We start from the raw sequence: 15,478 nt of genomic DNA on the forward strand, positions 1-15,478 counted from the left end.
CTTTCATCTTGCCAAAAATACTCATTCCAACCGAGCCGGAAAGCCTTCGGCCCGCAGGTCCGTGCCCAGCACATCTTCCAGCAGTTTCACGATCTGCGTGGATTGCGCCTGACCGCCGTAGGCGGCGCGGCCCTTGACGAAAGTTTGCTGCACCTGCCCCGCCAGATCCAGCGGGACGCCGAATTCCTGACCAAAGCCCATGGCGAAGCCCAGATCTTTCAGCGCCAGATCCATGCTGAAGGCGATGTCGTAGCTGCCGTTCAGGATCAGTTGGCCTTCGGTTTCATGCACGAAGGAGGTGCCGGAGGAGGCGGAGATCGCCTCCCACGCGGTCTTGAGGTCCAGCCCTGCACGTTTGGCCAGCATCAAGGCCTCGCCATCGGCGACCAGATGGATGAAGGCCAGCATATTGGTGATGACCTTGATGACCGCCGCCGATCCCAAGGGGCCGATGTGGAAGATGCGGTTGCCCATCGCCTTCAGCGCCGTGCGATGCGCCTCGAACACGTCCTTGTCGCCACCGGCCAGCACGGTGATCTCGCCCCGCGCGGCCAGATGGACGCCGCCGGTGACGGGGGATTCCAGCATCCGCACACCATGCGCCCCGGCGATGGCCGCCAGTCGCAGGATGTCGTCGCGGCCCAGCGTGGACATCTCGACCCATGTGTTGCCCGGTTTCATGGCGGGCAGCATCTGGTGCAGCACCGCCTCGGACACGGCGGGGGATGGCAGGCAGGTCAGAACGGTATCCGACGCGGCGGCCACATCGGCGGCGTTGTCCGCCCATGTGGCCCCCATCGTCAGAAGCCGGTCGCCCAAGCTGCGGTCGCGGTCGTGGACCGTGACGGGGAACCCTGCGCGCAGGAGGCTTGCCGCCAGATGACCGCCCAGATTGCCCAGACCGATGAAACCCAGCCGCATCATGCTGGCCGTCCGTCAAAGGCGATCTGGAACTTGGCGCGCACGGCTGCGTCGGTGGCGGGGTCTATCAGCGAACCTGAGTGCGCAAGGATACGGTCCATGCGGGCGCGGGCCACGCGGAGCAGGTCGGGTTTATCCGCCTCGGCCCATTCCTTTGGGCTCATGCGGTTGGCGATTTCGGGGTAGATATATTCGGTCTGCATCAGGGCCAGCGTTTGGGAGGAGCCGAGATAATGGCCGGGACCTTCGAGGCAGACCTGGCGCATCGCTTCGATGCTCACGCTGTCCTCGGTCACGTCGATGCCGCGCACGCAGCGCATGACCTGGCCCAGCATGTCATCGCCCAGAACCAGCGATTCAAGGCAGAAGCCAAGGAGGGAGGCATGCATCCCCACCGCCTCATAGACCATGTTCAGGCCGGAGAGGCCCGCGAGGACGTTGGAGATGCCCTGTTCCCAACCCGCCTGCATGTCGGGAAGTTTGCTGTCGGCGATGCCAGCGGCGGCACCGCCCGGCAGGCGGTAGAACTGGTGCATCTGGGCGCAGCCTGCGGTCAGCAGCGCCTGTTCGGCACTGCCGCCGGACATGGAGCCTGTGCGCAGGTCGGACACGAAGGGCCATGTGCCGAAGATGGCCGGATGGCCCGGTGCCATGGCGTTGACATAGACCACGCCCGCCAGACATTCTGCGACCGCCTGCACGATGGCCAGCGCGATGGGGGCGGGGGCGGTGGCCCCGGCTTGGCCAGCGGACAGAAGCAGGACGGGCATACCCGCGCGGATGCAAGCCTCCATCGTCTGGCAGCTTTCGGTCGCGAATTTCATCGGCGGCACGACAAAGCAGTTGGAGTTGCTGACGAAGGGGCGGGCGCGCCATGCGTCTTCGCCGCCCGCGATCATGTGCAGCAGGTCAAAGCAGCCCTCCACATGGGAGGGGTCCGAGAAGGACGTGCCCACATGTTTCGTGGTGCCCGCGCAGCAGGCGTAGAGCGTGTTGATATCCATCTGGAAATTGTCGAGCACATCGCGGCAGACCATGGCGCGCTGGAAGAAATGCACATTGTCCAGATGATGGGTCAGGCGCGCGGCATTGTAGAGGTCTTGCGCCGTGCTGTCGCGGTAGCTGTTGGTTTCCAGATCGACGATATGCACAGCCGCCCCCGCCGTGCCGAAATGGACCTTGCTGCCCGACAGGTGCAGATCATGTTTCGCATCGCGGCCAAACAGGGTGATGTCGCGGGCGGCGAGGGCCAGCATATCCTCGACCAAGGCACGCGGGAAGCGCAGGCGGCCATCGGTGCCGAGGATCGCACCTGCGCGGGTCATGATTTCCACGCCGCTTGGGGGCGCGTCGGCCAAACCGATGGTTTCCAGCGCGTCGAGAGCGGCTTGATGGATGCGCTGCATCCCGGCCTCGGTCAGGGGTTTGTATTGCCCGCCGGACATGCCCGGTCGCACGGGGCGGATGTTATCCGCCAAGGGTGCGCCGCGTGCGGCGACACGGGCGGCCCGCCCGCCTGACCGCAGCGCGGATCGCTTTGCACGTTCGGGTGCGCAGCCTTCGACAATCAGCTCAGTCATGCCTTCATCCTTTCGCCCTTGGGGTCATACAGCGGGTCAAGCGAGGCTTTGGCGGCATAGCGCCGCCCCGCCACTTCGATTTCATAGGTGGAGGCCAGCACCTGTTCGGCGGTTTCGCCCGCGCAAGGCACATAGGCCATGCCGACCGCGCCACCGAGCGCGTGGCCGTAATTGGCGGAGGTGACGATGGAGACGATCTGCCCGTTGCGCACCAGCGCCTCGTTATGAAAGAGCATCGGTTCGGGGTCTTGCAGCAGCAGTTGCACCATGCGGCGGTTCAGACCCGCCTCGCGTTTGCGCAGCACCGCGTCGCGGCCGATGAAATCGCCCTTGCCCGTGCGGGTGGCAAAACCAAGGCCCGCTTCCAGCACGTGATCCTCGTCCGTGATGTCATGGCCCCAGTGGCGATAGGCTTTCTCGATCCGGCAACTGTCCAGCGTGTGCAGACCGCAGAGGGTAAGGCCCATGTCGGCCCCTGCCTCCTCCAGCGCCTCGAAGACATGGGCGGCTTGGTCGGTGCTGACATACAGCTCCCACCCCAGTTCGCCGACATAGGAGACGCGATGCGCGCGGGCGAGGCCCATGCCGATCTCGATCTCGCGCGCGGTGCCGAAAGGATGGGCGATATTGCCCATGTCATCGGGACTGACGCGGGCCATCAGGTCGCGGGATTTTGGCCCCATGAGGCAGAGCACGGCCTCGGATGCGGTCATATCGGTGATGACGGCGAGGTCATCCCCCAGATGGCGGCGCAGCCATGCCAGATCGCGTTGCAGCGTGGCCCCCGGCACGACCAGAAGGAAGGCGGTTTCCGACAGGCGCGTGACGGTCAGATCGGATTCGATCCCGCCCCGGTCGTTGAGCATCTGGGTATAGACGATGCGGCCTGCGGGCACGTCCATCTGATTGGCGCAGAGGCGTTGCAGGAAGGGGAGTGCGCCCGGCCCTTCGACCCGGATCTTGCCGAAGCTGGTCATGTCGAACAGGCCGACACCGTTGCGGATGGCCATGTGTTCGGCGTGCTGGTTGTCGAACCAGTTCTGGCGGTGCCAGTCGTAGCGGTATTCCCGCTCCTGCCCCGGTTTGGCGAACCAGTTGGCGCGTTCCCAGCCAGCGACTTCGCCAAAAACAGCGCCACGGTCGGCCAGATGTTGGTGCAGGGGCGAGCGGCGGATACCGCGCGCGGTCTCAACCTGGCGGTAGGGGTAGTGATCGGCGTAGAGCAGACCCAGCGTTTCGGTCACGCGTTCGCGCAGGTAGCGGCGGTTGCGCTGGAACGGTTGGGCGCGGCGGATGTCCACTTCCCACAGGTCAAAGGGCGGCGCGCCCTCAGTGATCCAATGGGCCAGCGCCATCCCTGCCCCGCCGGATGAGACGATGCCGATGGAGTTGTAGCCTGCGGCAATCCAGTAGCCACGTTTTTCCGGGGCCTCGCCCAGATAGTAGCGGTCATCGGGGGTGAAGCTTTCGGGGCCGTTGAAGAAAGTGTGGATCCCCGCCGTCTGGAACAGGGGCATGCGGTGCATGGCGTGTTCGAGGATGGGTTGGAAATGGTCGAAATCCTCGGGCAGGCTGTCGAAGCAGAAATCCTCGGATATGCCCTGCATGCCCCAGGGTTTGGCTTTCGGCTCGAAGGCCCCCAGCATCATCTTGCCTGCGTCCTCCTTGTAATAGGCGCATTCGTCGGGGACGCGCAGGACGGGCAGACGGCCCAAGCCTTCGACGGGTTCGGTGAGCAGGTAGAAATGTTCGCAGGCATGCAGCGGCAGGGTGACGCCGGATTGCGCGGCCAAATCGCGGCCCCACATGCCGCCGCAGTTGATGACGACATCGGCGGCGATATGGCCGCGGCCGTCCGCCGTTTCCCAATCGACGCCTGTGACGCTGGTGCCATTGTCAGTGACGCGGGTGACCTTGACGCCTTCCACGATGCGCGCGCCGCGCATGCGTGCGCCTTTGGCCAGCGCCATGGCGATATTGGCGGGGTCGCATTGGCCATCCAGCGGCAGGTGGACGCCGCCCAGCACGTCGCCGACCTCAAGGTGAGGATACATGGCTTTGATCTCGGCCGGGGAGATTTCGGCCACGTCCACGTCGAAGGCGCGGGCGAGCGTGGCTTGACGGCGGAGTTCTTCGAGCCGGTGTGGGGTGAGGGCGACCGAGATGGACCCGGTCTGGCGCATGCCGGTGGCGACACCCGTTTCCGCTTCCAGTTTGACATAGAGATCGGCGGAATATTTCGCGAGGCGGGTCATGTTCTGGCTGCCGCGTAGCTGCCCGATGAGGCCCGCCGCGTGCCATGTGGTGCCGGAGGTGAGCTGTTTACGCTCCAGCAGGATGATATCGGTCCAGCCAGCCTTGGCCAGATGATAGGCAACGGAGCAGCCGGAAACCCCGCCCCCGATGATGACAGCCTGTGCGCGGGCGGGAAGATCAGACATCAGACAACCTCATGTCCCGCAGCGCGGATCTGGGCTGCCAGTTCGGTGATATGGGCGGGGCCAACTTCGCAGCAGCCGCCGACGATGGTGGACCCTTGGGCGATCCAGCCCATGGCGTGTTTGGCGTAAGCCTCTGGTCCCAAATCCTGCCGGGCCGAGAGGGCATCGACGGTGGGTTTGTGGGCAAGGAAGGCTTCGGTGATCTTGGTGAAGCCGTTGGCATAGGCGCCGAAGGGTTTGTCGCCTTGTGCGAGGATATCCAGAGCGGCGGGGATCGCCTCGGGCATGGAGCAGTTGATGAGGATCGCGGCGGCGTCACCCGCGATGGCGAGGACATCCGAGAGTGCCTCGCCCGAGCGCAGGCGGGTGCCGTCGGTGTCATTCACGGTCAGCGAGAGCCAGACAGGTTTGCCGGATTGGCTTGCGCCCTCAAGTGCGGCTTTGGCATGAGCGATGCTGGCGACGGTTTCGCAGATGATCAGGTCGCAGCCTTTGGCCAGCGCATTGGCCACCTCGGCATAGAGGGGAACGGCGATATCATGGGCGGGGTGGATATCGGGCCGGTAGCTGGCGATCAGCGGGCCGATGCTGCCTGCGATGCGGCCTGACCCATGGGCGGCGCGGGCGGCTTGTGCTTCGGCGAGCGAGAGTGCGATGAGGGCGTCGAATTGCCCTTCCAACGGGGTGCCAGCAAGGCGGTCGTGGTGCACGGCATAGCTGTTGGTGGTGGCGATGGTGGCCCCTGCGGCGAAGTAATCGGCATGCACAGCCTGCACGATACCCGGATGATCGACCATGACTTGGGTGGACCACAGCGGGGTGGGCCGGTCGCCGGAGCGGTGGACCAGTTCCTGCCCCATGCCACCGTCGAGAAGTGTGATCTTGGTCATGCGCGTATCCTTTCATTGGCCGGGTCCCAGATCGGGCCATCCGGCATCACTGTTGCGGGATAACGCTTACCAAAGATTTCAACCTCCAACAGGGTGCCCGGTTGGGCCAGATCGGCGCGCAACATGCCCAGCGCGAGGGATGCGTTGACGCGGTAGCCCCACGCGCCGCTGGTGGTTTCGCCCACGACCTGCCCGTCATGCCAGAGGGTGGACATATAGGGCGCGTCCTGATCGCCTGCTGCGACCGTGAGGGTCACGAAACGTTTGGTGACGCCAGCCTGTTGTTCGGCCAGCAGGGCGGCTTTGCCGGGAAAGTCCTTGGACCAGTCGATGAAGCGATCGAGCCCGCCTTGCAGCAGGGTATAATCGGTGGAGAGATCCCCCTTCCACGCGCGGTAGCCCTTTTCGATGCGAAGGGCGTTGAGGGCGAACATGCCGAAGGGTTTGGCTCCCGCAGCGGTCACGGCGTCCCAGATCACAGGGGCGTCGGCGGCGGGGCAATGCACTTCCCAGCCCAGTTCGCCTGCGAAGGAGACACGCATCAGGGTGCAATCGACGCCGCAGACGGTGGCGTCCTGGGCCGAGAGCCATGGCAGGGTGAGGTCGGCATCGGTGAGCGGAGCGAGGATGGCGCGGGCCTTGGGGCCGGTGACCAGAAGGCAGTCGTATTTATCCGAGCGGTCATGGACGGTGATGCCATCCGGGGCTGTGCGCGCGATCCATTCGCGGTCGTGGCTTTGCGCGACACCTGCGGTGATCAGCCATGTGCAATCTGCGCTGCGCGGGATCACGGACATTTCCGTGACGATCCGGCCTTTGGTATCGGCGAAATAGGCCAGACCCACGCGGCCCACGCGCGGGATGCGCGAGGCGGTGAGGGAATTGACGTAGTCCTGCGCGCCCGGCCCTTCGACCGACAGGCGGGTGAAGCCGGAAATCGCCAGCACGCCGCATGTATCACGCACGGCGGCGCATTCGGCGGCGACGCGAGGCGCCCATGGGCCGGCGCGGTCCCATGTCTGGCTGCCGTCCCAGCTGATGTCATCGCCGGGGGCGGCAAACCAGTTGGCGCGTTCCCAGCCGTTATAGGCGCCGAATTGCGCGCCTTCGTCTTTCAGGCGGGAGTGCAGGGCCGAGAGTTTCTTGTCGGCGCCTGCGGGCCAGCGGGCATGGGGGAAGTGCATGCCGTATTCATGGCCGTAAACCTCCATCCCCTTGGCGATGCAGTAATCGCGATCCTCGAACCCTGTGAAGCGGCGGGGGTCGCAGGACCACATGTCCCATTCGGTGCCGCCTTCGGTCACCCATTCGGCCAGAACCTTGCCCGCGCCACCGCCCTGGCAGATGCCGAAGGTGAACACGCACGCCTCGAACGCATTGGGCAAGCCGGGCATGGGGCCGATGAGCGGGTTGCCATCGGGGGTATAGGGGATCGGGCCGTTGATCACCTTTTGCAGCGCGGCCTTTTCCAGCAGGGGCACGCGGGCCATGGCATCGGCGATATGCCATTCCAGCCGCTCCAGATCGTCGGGGAAAAGCTGGAAGCTGAAATCTTCGGGCATGGGATCGTCAGGCGTGATCCAATGGGCGCGGCAGTTGGATTCGTAGGGGCCGAGGTTGAAGCCGTTCTTTTCCTGCCGCAGGTAGTAGCTGCTGTCCACATCGCGCAGGAGGGGCAGTTTCGCGCCCTGTGTGGCGGACCATTCGGCGAGTTCGGGGATCGTGTCGAAGAGAAGATATTGATGGCTCATCACCATCATGGGCACGTCGCGGCCGAACATCGCGCCCACGTCGCGGGCGTAATAGCCTGCGGCGTTCACGACCTTTTCGCAGCGCACCTCGCCCTTCGGCGTCACGATCACCCATTCGTCGCCTTCGCGGCGGACAGCGGTGACGGGGCAAAAGCGTTCGATCCGCGCGCCCATCTGCCGCGCGCCTTTGGCCAAAGCCTGCGTCAGTTGCGCGGGGTCGATGTCGCCATCATTGGGATCATAGAGCGCGCCTTGCAGATCGTGGGTTTCGAGGAAAGGATAGCGGCCGCGCATCTCGGAGGGGCCAAGCAGGTCAAGCTCCATCCCCTGATAGCGGCCCATGCCGACGACGCGGGCGAATTCCTGCATCCGTTCGCGGGAATGGCCCAGACGCAGCGATCCGGTGACATGGTAGTTCATCGGATAATCCACCTCGGCCCCCAAGCGGCGATAGAGGTCTGCGGAATAGCGCTGCATGTTCATGATCGACCAACTGGACGAAAAGGTCGGCACATTGCCTGCGGCATGCCATGTGGAGCCTGCGGTCAGCTCGTTGCGCTCCAGCAAAAGCGAGTCGGTCCATCCCGCCTTGGCCAGATGATAGAGCGCGGAAGTCCCCACCACGCCGCCACCGATGATGACCACGCGCGCCTGTGTCGGAAACTCTGCCATGCCCTGCTCCTTGTCGTCTGTCAGAGCGACTATCGGCGCGGGCACGCCCTCTATCAATCCGCAGCACTTGGGTTTATTGATCGGAAAAACCGATCAGGTGCGATGATGCAAACCGAGCTTCTGGAAACCTTTCTGGACCTGTGCGAGACGCGCAGCTTCAACCGCACGGCGGATCGGTTGGGGGTGACACAATCCACCATTTCGGGGCGGGTGCGGGCGCTGGAGACGGCGTTGGGGTGTCGGCTGTTTCATCGGTCCCGCGCGGGCACGGGGCTGACGACCGAGGGGCTGCGATTCGAGCCGCATGCGCGGGCGCTGCGCCAAGGCTGGACCGAGGCGTTGCAGGATACCGCCGGGTCGGGCAGCCGCGCCATGACCCTGCGGATCGGGTTGCAGCGCGATCTGACGGATCATCATATCGGCGACTGGATGCGCCAGTTCCGCGCCGCATTGCCGGAGGCGGCGTTTTATATCGAGGCGGATTATTCCGCGCAGATGTGTGCCGATCTGGTCAGCGGGGCGCTGGATCTGGCGCTTTTGTTCACGCCGAAGCCGCAGCCGGACCTGCATTTCGAGACGGTGGGGGAGTTGTCCTATCGCATGATCTCGACCTGTCCCGTCACTTTGTCCGGTTTGCCCGGTGAACGCTATGTGCGGGCCAATATCTCGCCCGCGTTCAGCGCCGCCCATGCGGGGTTGTTGCCGCAACTGACGGCTGCGCCGGTGTCGAGCGGGCAGAACGCGACCGTCACGGGGTTGATCCTTGCGCTGGATGGCGCGGGTTATGTGCTGGAGGATACGGCGCAGGCATTGATCACGTCAGGTCAGGCCCATGCGGTGACGGGTGCGCCGCGTATTCCGCAGCCGGTGTTCGCCGCCCTGCCCCTGCGGCAGCGGCATCGCCCGCTGCAACGGCGACTGGTCACGCTGCTGCGCGCGCATTTCGCCGGACGCGCCGCGCAGAAATGACAAACCCGCACCGAGGGCGCGGGCGGGCTTGCCGTGTCATCAGATGAGGATCACCACTCGGTCGGCCCCTTGTCTGCGAATTCATGCACCAGAAAGTCGATGAAGGCGCGCACCTTTGGCTGGGTGAACCGGCCCGGCGGATAGACCGCGTAGATGCCCTGGGTTTCCACCGGCAGGTCGGGAATGGCATCCTCGACCAGACCTTTCTCCATCGCGTCGGCATAGAGGAAGCTGGGCAGATAGGCGATGCCAAGCCCCGCGACACAGGCGTTCAGCAGGGATTGGCCGTCATTCACGCTGAGCCAGCCCGCGGTGCGGACCTGCCGTTTTTCGCCCGAAGGGGCGGTCAGTTTCCAGACGTTGCCGTTGGACTGGTTGGAGTAGTGCAGCAGCTTGTGATCGTTCAGATCGTCGATCTTCTGCGGGCGGCCATATTTGGCGAAATAGCTGGGGCTGGCGATCATCCGCTTGGTCGTCTCGGTCAGCTTGCGGGCGCGCAGGGTGCTGTCCTCCAGTTCGCCGATCCGCACGGCCATGTCGAAGCCCTCGCTGATCAGTTCCACATAGCGGTTGTTCAGCACCATGTTCACGGTGATATCAGGGAATTCCGACAGGAAATCGCCCAGCACCGGCGACAGGTGATTGACCCCGAAATCCGTGGCCACCGAAATCCGCAACAGACCCGATGGCGCCGATTGCATCGAGGTGACAAGCGCATCCGCCTCGCCTGCATCGTTCAGGACGCGGCGGGCGCGGTCGTAATAGGCAAGGCCGATCTCGGTCGGGCTGACTCGGCGCGTGGTGCGGTTCAGCAGACGCGCCCCCAGACGCGCCTCGAGGCTGGACACATGCTTGGACACGGCCGATTTCGAGATACCCATCTTCTTGGCCGCATCGGTGAAGCCACCTTGATCCACAACCGTGGCGAAGGCCTCCATTTCCGTCAGACGATCCATGCGCGACACCCTTTTCATTGCGTTGTTTCCGGTATCGCGTCGAAATCGGGCACGACTGCGGCAGGGTGCGGACAATATCAGGGTATTGTCAGGGATCGTTAATGGCATGGAAACGGGGAAACAGTCCGTCACCCGTCTGTTTCTTCTTGCCGGAAATATCCATAATCGCGGCGGATCAACCGGGCACAGGCTGCGCCTGTCGTGGGGCCTCTTGCAGAGAGGCGGCTGAAAATATGATCAAATACAAGGATTTCAGAGGAACATCAGCAAGATGGATCAAAATTGTTCCATTCACATTTGATCAAATATATGGATACAGCAGGAAAGAGGCTTGAGCCGGGGTGATGACGCCATGGACGGGGTAAGGGAACAGAGCGCGGATATCATCGCAGGCGTGCGGGTCGCGCGACTGGAAACGGTGCGCGCGCGTGAGGCGGCTGTCTATGCCGCCGCGCGTCCTGTTACAAAGGCGGCGCTGGTCGATGGCACGGAGGCTTGGCTGGACGGTGTGCCGATGCACTGGATGAAGGACTGGCCGATGCCCTTTCCGATGCTGGTGGCACGCGCGCGCAAGGCGCGGCTGACCGATCTGGACGGGCACCGTATCGACGATTTCTGTCTGGGCGATACCGGATCGATGTTCGGCCATTCCCCTGCCCCTGTCGCGCGCGCCATCAGGCGGCAAGCAAGGGACGGGCTGACCTATATGCTGCCGACCGAAGCGGCGCTGGAGGCTGGGCGGCTGCTGGTCGAACGGTTCGGGGATTTCCGCTGGCAGATCGCCACGACCGCGACCGATGCCAACCGTTTCGCGCTGCGCGTGGCACGCGCGGTGACGGGGCGGCCACGCGTGCTGGTGTTCAACGGCTGCTATCATGGCACGGTGGATGAGGCGATGGTGGCCCTGCGGGACGGTCAGACCGTCGCGCGGCCCGGCCTGACCGGGCAGGTGGCAGATCTGACCCGGACCGCCGTCGCGGTGGAGTTCAACGATCTGGCAGGGGTCGAGGCGGCGCTGGCCACAGGCGAGGTGGCGGCGATCCTGACCGAACCCGTGATGACGAATTCCTGCATGGTCCTGCCCGATCCCGGCTTTCATGAGGGGCTGCGGCGGCTGTCGCGGCAGTATGGCGCGCTGCTCATCATTGACGAGACGCATACGGTGTCCAGCGGCTTGGGTGGTTACACCTCCGTGCATGGGCTGGACCCTGATATTTTCGTCGCGGGCAAATGCGTGGCGGGCGGGATGCCGACGGCCATCTGGGGGCTGCGGGATGATGTGGCCACGCGGTTTGCCGCCTATAATGCCATGCGCGCACCCGGCCATTCCGGGATGGGGACCACGCTGTCGGCGAACCCGATGCAATTCGCCTGTTTGCGCGCGACGCTGGCCGAGGTGATGACGCCGGAGGCTTATGCTCATATGGAGGCTGGAGCCGCGCGGTTGGAGGCGGGGTTAAGTGCCGCCATCGCCCGGCATGGCGCGCCATGGCATGTGGTGCGGGTGGGGGCGCGGGTGGAATTCATCTGTGCGCCGGGGCCTTTGCGCAACGGGACCGAGGCGGAGGCGGCGCATCAGCCGGAGGTGGAGGGGGTAGTGCATACCTGCCTTCTGAACCGAGGCTGTCTGATCGCGCCCTTTCACAACATGATGCTGGTCAGCCCGGTGACCACGACGACACAGATCGACCGGCTGATTGCCGCGTTTGATGAGACGTTGGCCCTGCTGTTCGAGCCGGATGAGGATTGAGATGACGAACAAGACCCATGCCCCTTCGGGCGCGAGTGTGACCGAGGCGGAAGCCTTTCTTGAGGCGCACCCCGAGATCGAGGCCTTCGATATCGTGCTGCATGATTCCAACGGGATCGGGCGGGGCAAGATCATCCGGCGGCACGAACTGCTGGCGTTCTACCAGTCGGGGCGGTTTCTGCCGATCTCGATCCTGGGGTTGGATATCTGCGGCGAGGATGTGCATGAGACCGGGCTGATCTGGGATCAGGGGGACGGCGATCTGCGGGCCTGGCCCATTCCCGGCACGCTCAAGCCCCTGCACGGCACCGTGCCGCCGCGCGGCGAGGTGTTGATGTCGCTTTATACACTGGAGGGGGAGCCGATGACATCGGACCCGCGCCATGCCTTGCAGGCGCAGGTGGATGCGATGGCGGCGGAGGGGCTTTATCCCGCAGGCGCGTTTGAATTGGAGTTCTTCCTGCTGGCCAATGAGCGCGGGGCGGATGGGCGGGTGCGCCCTGCGGCGGATGTGCTGGACGGGCGGGCGAGCCACCGGACGGAAGTCTATTCGGTCGATCACCTGCATGGGATGCTACCGTTGTTTTCCGACATTTACGCGGGCGCGGAAAAGGCCGGGATCAAGGCCGAGACGATGATTTCGGAATATGCGCCGGGGCAATATGAGCTGACGCTGCATTACCGCACTGATGTGATGCAGGCCGCCGATGATCTGATGCGGTTGAAGCGGATCGTGCGGGCGCAGGCGCGGGCGCATGGGGTGACCGCCTGTTTCATGGCCAAGCCGATCGAGGATTATGCCGGTTCGGGGATGCATTTCCATGTGTCCTTGCAGGACGCCGAGGGGCGGAATGTATTTACCGAAAGCGTTGAAGGGGCTTGGTCAGAGCCTTTGCTGCACGCTTTGGGCGGGTTGCGCGACACGATGGGGGAATCGATGCTGGTGTTCGCGCCCCATGCCAATTCATGGCGGCGCTTCGCCAACCAGAGCTATGCGCCCGTGTCCACCAGTTGGGGGGTCAATAACCGTTCCGTGGCGCTGCGCATCCCGGCGGGCGACAAGCGCGCGCGGCGGATCGAGCATCGCCCGGCGGGGGTGGATGCAAACCCCTATCTGGTGGCGGCGACCGTGCTGGCGGGGATCAGGCACGGGCTGGCGCAGCGGATGGATCCGGGGCCCGAGACGACCGGGAATGGCTATGACGAGGCGGGGGGCGATGACAGCATCCCGCGCGACTGGGGCGCTGCGATCGCGGCGGCGCGGGACTCGGGCTTTCTGAAGGGCGCTTTGGGCGAGGATATGCACCGCACCTTCGTGGCGGTGAAAGCGGCGGAATATGCCCGCGTGGCGCGGACGATTTCGGATGTGGATTACGATCTGTATCTGCATACTGTGTGATACCGGGGCAGAGCCGGGGCGCTGCCCCGGACCCCGGAGTATTTTAGGCAAGATGAAGAGGGGTTAGAGGGTCGCGGCTAGTCTTGTGCCTTGATCTATGGCGCGTTTGGCGTCGAGTTCGGCGGCCACGTCTGCGCCGCCTATGACATGGGCGGTGATCCCCCGTTCGGCCAATGCGTCGGCGAGGCTGCGCTCGGACAGTTGCCCGGCACAGAGGACGACCGTTTCGGCCGGGATCACGCGGGGGTTTTCGCGCGCCTCGCCGAAGGTGATGTGCAGGCCGTCATCGTCGATGCGCTCATAGTTCACGCCGCCGATCATCTGGACATTCTTCATCTGGAGGGCAGCGCGGTGAATCCAGCCGGTGGTCTTGCCCAGACGTTTGCCGGGGCGTTCCGCCTTGCGTTGCAGCAACGTGACCTGCCGGGCGGGGGCGTCGGGGCGGGGGCCTTCGGGCGCGAGTCCACCACGGGCCTGTGCAGGATCGGTGACACCCCATTCGCGCATCCAGTCGGGGATGCTTTCCGTGGGGCTGTGTCCTTCGTGGACAAGGTATTCGGACACGTCGAAGCCGATGCCGCCCGCGCCCACCACGGCGACGGTTTTGCCGACGGGGGCTTTGCCCGCCAGCACGTCGATATAGGAGAGCACATTGGGCCGGTCCTGACCGGGGATGCTTGGGTCGCGGGGGATGACACCGGTGGCGATCACCACCTCGTCAAAACCTGCAAGATCATCGGCGGTGACGTCGGTGTTCAGGCGCAGGTCGATGGAGGAGGCCGCGACCATCTCCTCATACCAATCGACAAGGCCGTGAAATTCTTCCTTGCCCGGCACCTGGCGCGCCATGTTGAGCTGTCCACCGATGCGTGCGCCGCGGTCGAACAGCGTGACCTTGTGGCCGCGATCTGCGGCGGTGAGGGCCACCGACAGGCCCGCAGGCCCTGCACCCACCACGGCCACGGTTTTGGGTGTGGCGGCGGGGGCGATGACCAGTTCGGTTTCAAAACAGGCGCGCGGGTTCACGAGGCAGCTTGAGATCTTGCCCGAGAAGGTGTGATCCAGACAGGCCTGATTGCAGGCGATGCAGGGGGCGATCTGTTTGGCGCGGCCTGCCATGGCCTTGGCGACGAAATCGGGATCGGCCAGCAGGGGGCGCGCCATCGAGACCATGTCGGCGCAACCCGTGGCCAGAACATCCTCGGCCACTTCGGGGGTGTTGATGCGGTTCGAGGTGATGACGGGGATGCCCACCTGCCCCATCAGTTTCTTTGTGACCCATGCGAAGGCGGCGCGGGGGACCGAGGTGGCGATGGTGGGCACGCGGGCTTCGTGCCATCCGATGCCGGTGTTGATGATGCTGGCCCCGGCTTTTTCGATTTCCTTGGCCAAGGTGACCACCTCGTCAAAGGTGGAGCCGTTGGGGACCAGATCGATCATCGAGAGGCGGTAGATGATGATGAAATCATCGCCCACGGCGGCGCGGGCGCGTTTGACCACTTCGATGGGCAAGCGCATGCGGTTTTCATAGGAGCCGCCCCAGCGGTCGGTGCGTTTGTTGGTGTGGGTGACGAGGAACTGGTTGATGAAATACCCCTCGGAGCCCATCACTTCGACCCCGTCATAGCCGGCTTCGCGGGCGCGGGCGGCGGCGGTGGCGATGTCGTGTATCTGTTTTTCGATCCCGTCTTCGTCCAGTTCGCGGGGCGGGAAGGGCGAGATCGGGGATTTAATCGGGCTGGCCGAAACACATTCGGGGCCGTAAGCGTAGCGGCCCGCGTGCAGGATCTGCATGGCGATCTTGCCATCTGCGTCATGCACCCGGTCGGTGACGATGCGGTGGTTGGCGATGTCCTTGTCGGTGAACAGACCCGCCGCGCCCGGAAAGACACCGCCTTCGCGGTTGGGGGCCATGCCGCCCGTCACCATCAGCGCCACCCCGCCGCGCGCGCGGGCGGCGTAGAATTCAGCAACGCGGTTCCAATCCTTCGTCTCCTCCAGCCCGGTATGCATCGAGCCCATGAGGACGCGGTTCTTGAGCGTGGTGTGGCCCAGATCGAGCGGGGCCAGAAGATGCGGATAATCGGTCATGGTGAAGCCCTCCGGTTTGGGGGCATCTGAACGCGGGACGGGGCGTTTGTCACCAGAA

The 15,478-nt window shown here is 64.5% G+C and carries 11 protein-coding genes; 4 read left to right on the forward strand and 7 right to left on the reverse strand.

Annotated features, from left to right (window positions below):
* Nucleotides 1-21 precede the first annotated feature (21 nt).
* From PVW27_RS01050 to PVW27_RS01070, 5 genes are read right to left on the reverse strand one after another with little or no spacing between them, the layout of a single operon-like run.
* Nucleotides 22-924: an NAD(P)-dependent oxidoreductase gene (locus PVW27_RS01050; protein WP_274554661.1), complete on the reverse strand. Its 903-nt coding sequence runs from the start codon at nucleotides 922-924 to the stop codon at nucleotides 22-24.
* Nucleotides 921-2,501: a trimethylamine methyltransferase family protein gene (locus PVW27_RS01055; RefSeq protein WP_274554662.1), complete on the reverse strand. Its 1,581-nt coding sequence runs from the start codon at nucleotides 2,499-2,501 to the stop codon at nucleotides 921-923. Before PVW27_RS01055 ends, PVW27_RS01050 begins: the two co-directional genes overlap by 4 nt.
* Nucleotides 2,498-4,942, reverse strand: coding sequence for a GcvT family protein (locus PVW27_RS01060; protein ID WP_274554663.1), 2,445 nt, complete (start codon nucleotides 4,940-4,942; stop codon nucleotides 2,498-2,500). Before PVW27_RS01060 ends, PVW27_RS01055 begins: the two co-directional genes overlap by 4 nt.
* Nucleotides 4,942-5,832 (reverse strand): homocysteine S-methyltransferase family protein, encoded by an 891-nt coding sequence (locus PVW27_RS01065; protein ID WP_274554664.1) that lies wholly within the window; start codon nucleotides 5,830-5,832, stop codon nucleotides 4,942-4,944. The genes PVW27_RS01060 and PVW27_RS01065 overlap by 1 nt, the downstream gene beginning before the upstream one ends.
* The gene (locus PVW27_RS01070) at nucleotides 5,829-8,255 is read right to left on the reverse strand and encodes a GcvT family protein (RefSeq protein ID WP_274554665.1); all 2,427 of its coding nucleotides are present in this window, start codon (nucleotides 8,253-8,255) and stop codon (nucleotides 5,829-5,831) included. The genes PVW27_RS01065 and PVW27_RS01070 overlap by 4 nt, the downstream gene beginning before the upstream one ends.
* Nucleotides 8,256-8,360: 105 nt before the next feature.
* Between PVW27_RS01070 and PVW27_RS01075 the strand changes: the two genes are divergently transcribed.
* Nucleotides 8,361-9,224, forward strand: a complete 864-nt coding sequence (locus PVW27_RS01075) for a LysR family transcriptional regulator (RefSeq protein ID WP_274554666.1) — start codon at nucleotides 8,361-8,363, stop codon at nucleotides 9,222-9,224.
* A gap of 50 nt (nucleotides 9,225-9,274) precedes the next feature.
* On the opposite strand, the gene PVW27_RS01080 is transcribed toward PVW27_RS01075, so the two are convergent.
* On the reverse strand, nucleotides 9,275-10,180 hold the full coding sequence (locus PVW27_RS01080) for a LysR family transcriptional regulator (RefSeq protein WP_274554667.1): 906 nt from the start codon (nucleotides 10,178-10,180) through the stop codon (nucleotides 9,275-9,277).
* Between PVW27_RS01080 and PVW27_RS01085 the strand changes: the two genes are divergently transcribed.
* The 3 genes from PVW27_RS01085 (at nucleotide 10,179) to PVW27_RS01095 (ending at nucleotide 13,329) form a co-directional block, all read left to right on the forward strand.
* Nucleotides 10,179-10,409, forward strand: coding sequence for a hypothetical protein (locus tag PVW27_RS01085; protein ID WP_274554668.1), 231 nt, complete (start codon nucleotides 10,179-10,181; stop codon nucleotides 10,407-10,409). The genes PVW27_RS01080 and PVW27_RS01085 overlap by 2 nt on opposite strands.
* A gap of 123 nt (nucleotides 10,410-10,532) precedes the next feature.
* Nucleotides 10,533-11,930, forward strand: coding sequence for an aspartate aminotransferase family protein (locus tag PVW27_RS01090; RefSeq protein ID WP_432762077.1), 1,398 nt, complete (start codon nucleotides 10,533-10,535; stop codon nucleotides 11,928-11,930).
* A 1-nt stretch (nucleotide 11,931) separates the two neighbouring features.
* Nucleotides 11,932-13,329, forward strand: a complete 1,398-nt coding sequence (locus PVW27_RS01095) for a glutamine synthetase family protein (RefSeq protein ID WP_274554670.1) — start codon at nucleotides 11,932-11,934, stop codon at nucleotides 13,327-13,329.
* A 63-nt stretch (nucleotides 13,330-13,392) separates the two neighbouring features.
* Here PVW27_RS01095 and PVW27_RS01100 read toward each other — a convergent pair whose 3' ends face one another.
* Nucleotides 13,393-15,420: an NADPH-dependent 2,4-dienoyl-CoA reductase gene (locus tag PVW27_RS01100; RefSeq protein ID WP_274554671.1), complete on the reverse strand. Its 2,028-nt coding sequence runs from the start codon at nucleotides 15,418-15,420 to the stop codon at nucleotides 13,393-13,395.
* Nucleotides 15,421-15,478: the final 58 nt, after the last annotated feature.

This window comes from Seohaeicola sp. 4SK31 (assembly GCF_028802875.1).
Lineage (GTDB): Bacteria > Pseudomonadota > Alphaproteobacteria > Rhodobacterales > Rhodobacteraceae > Seohaeicola.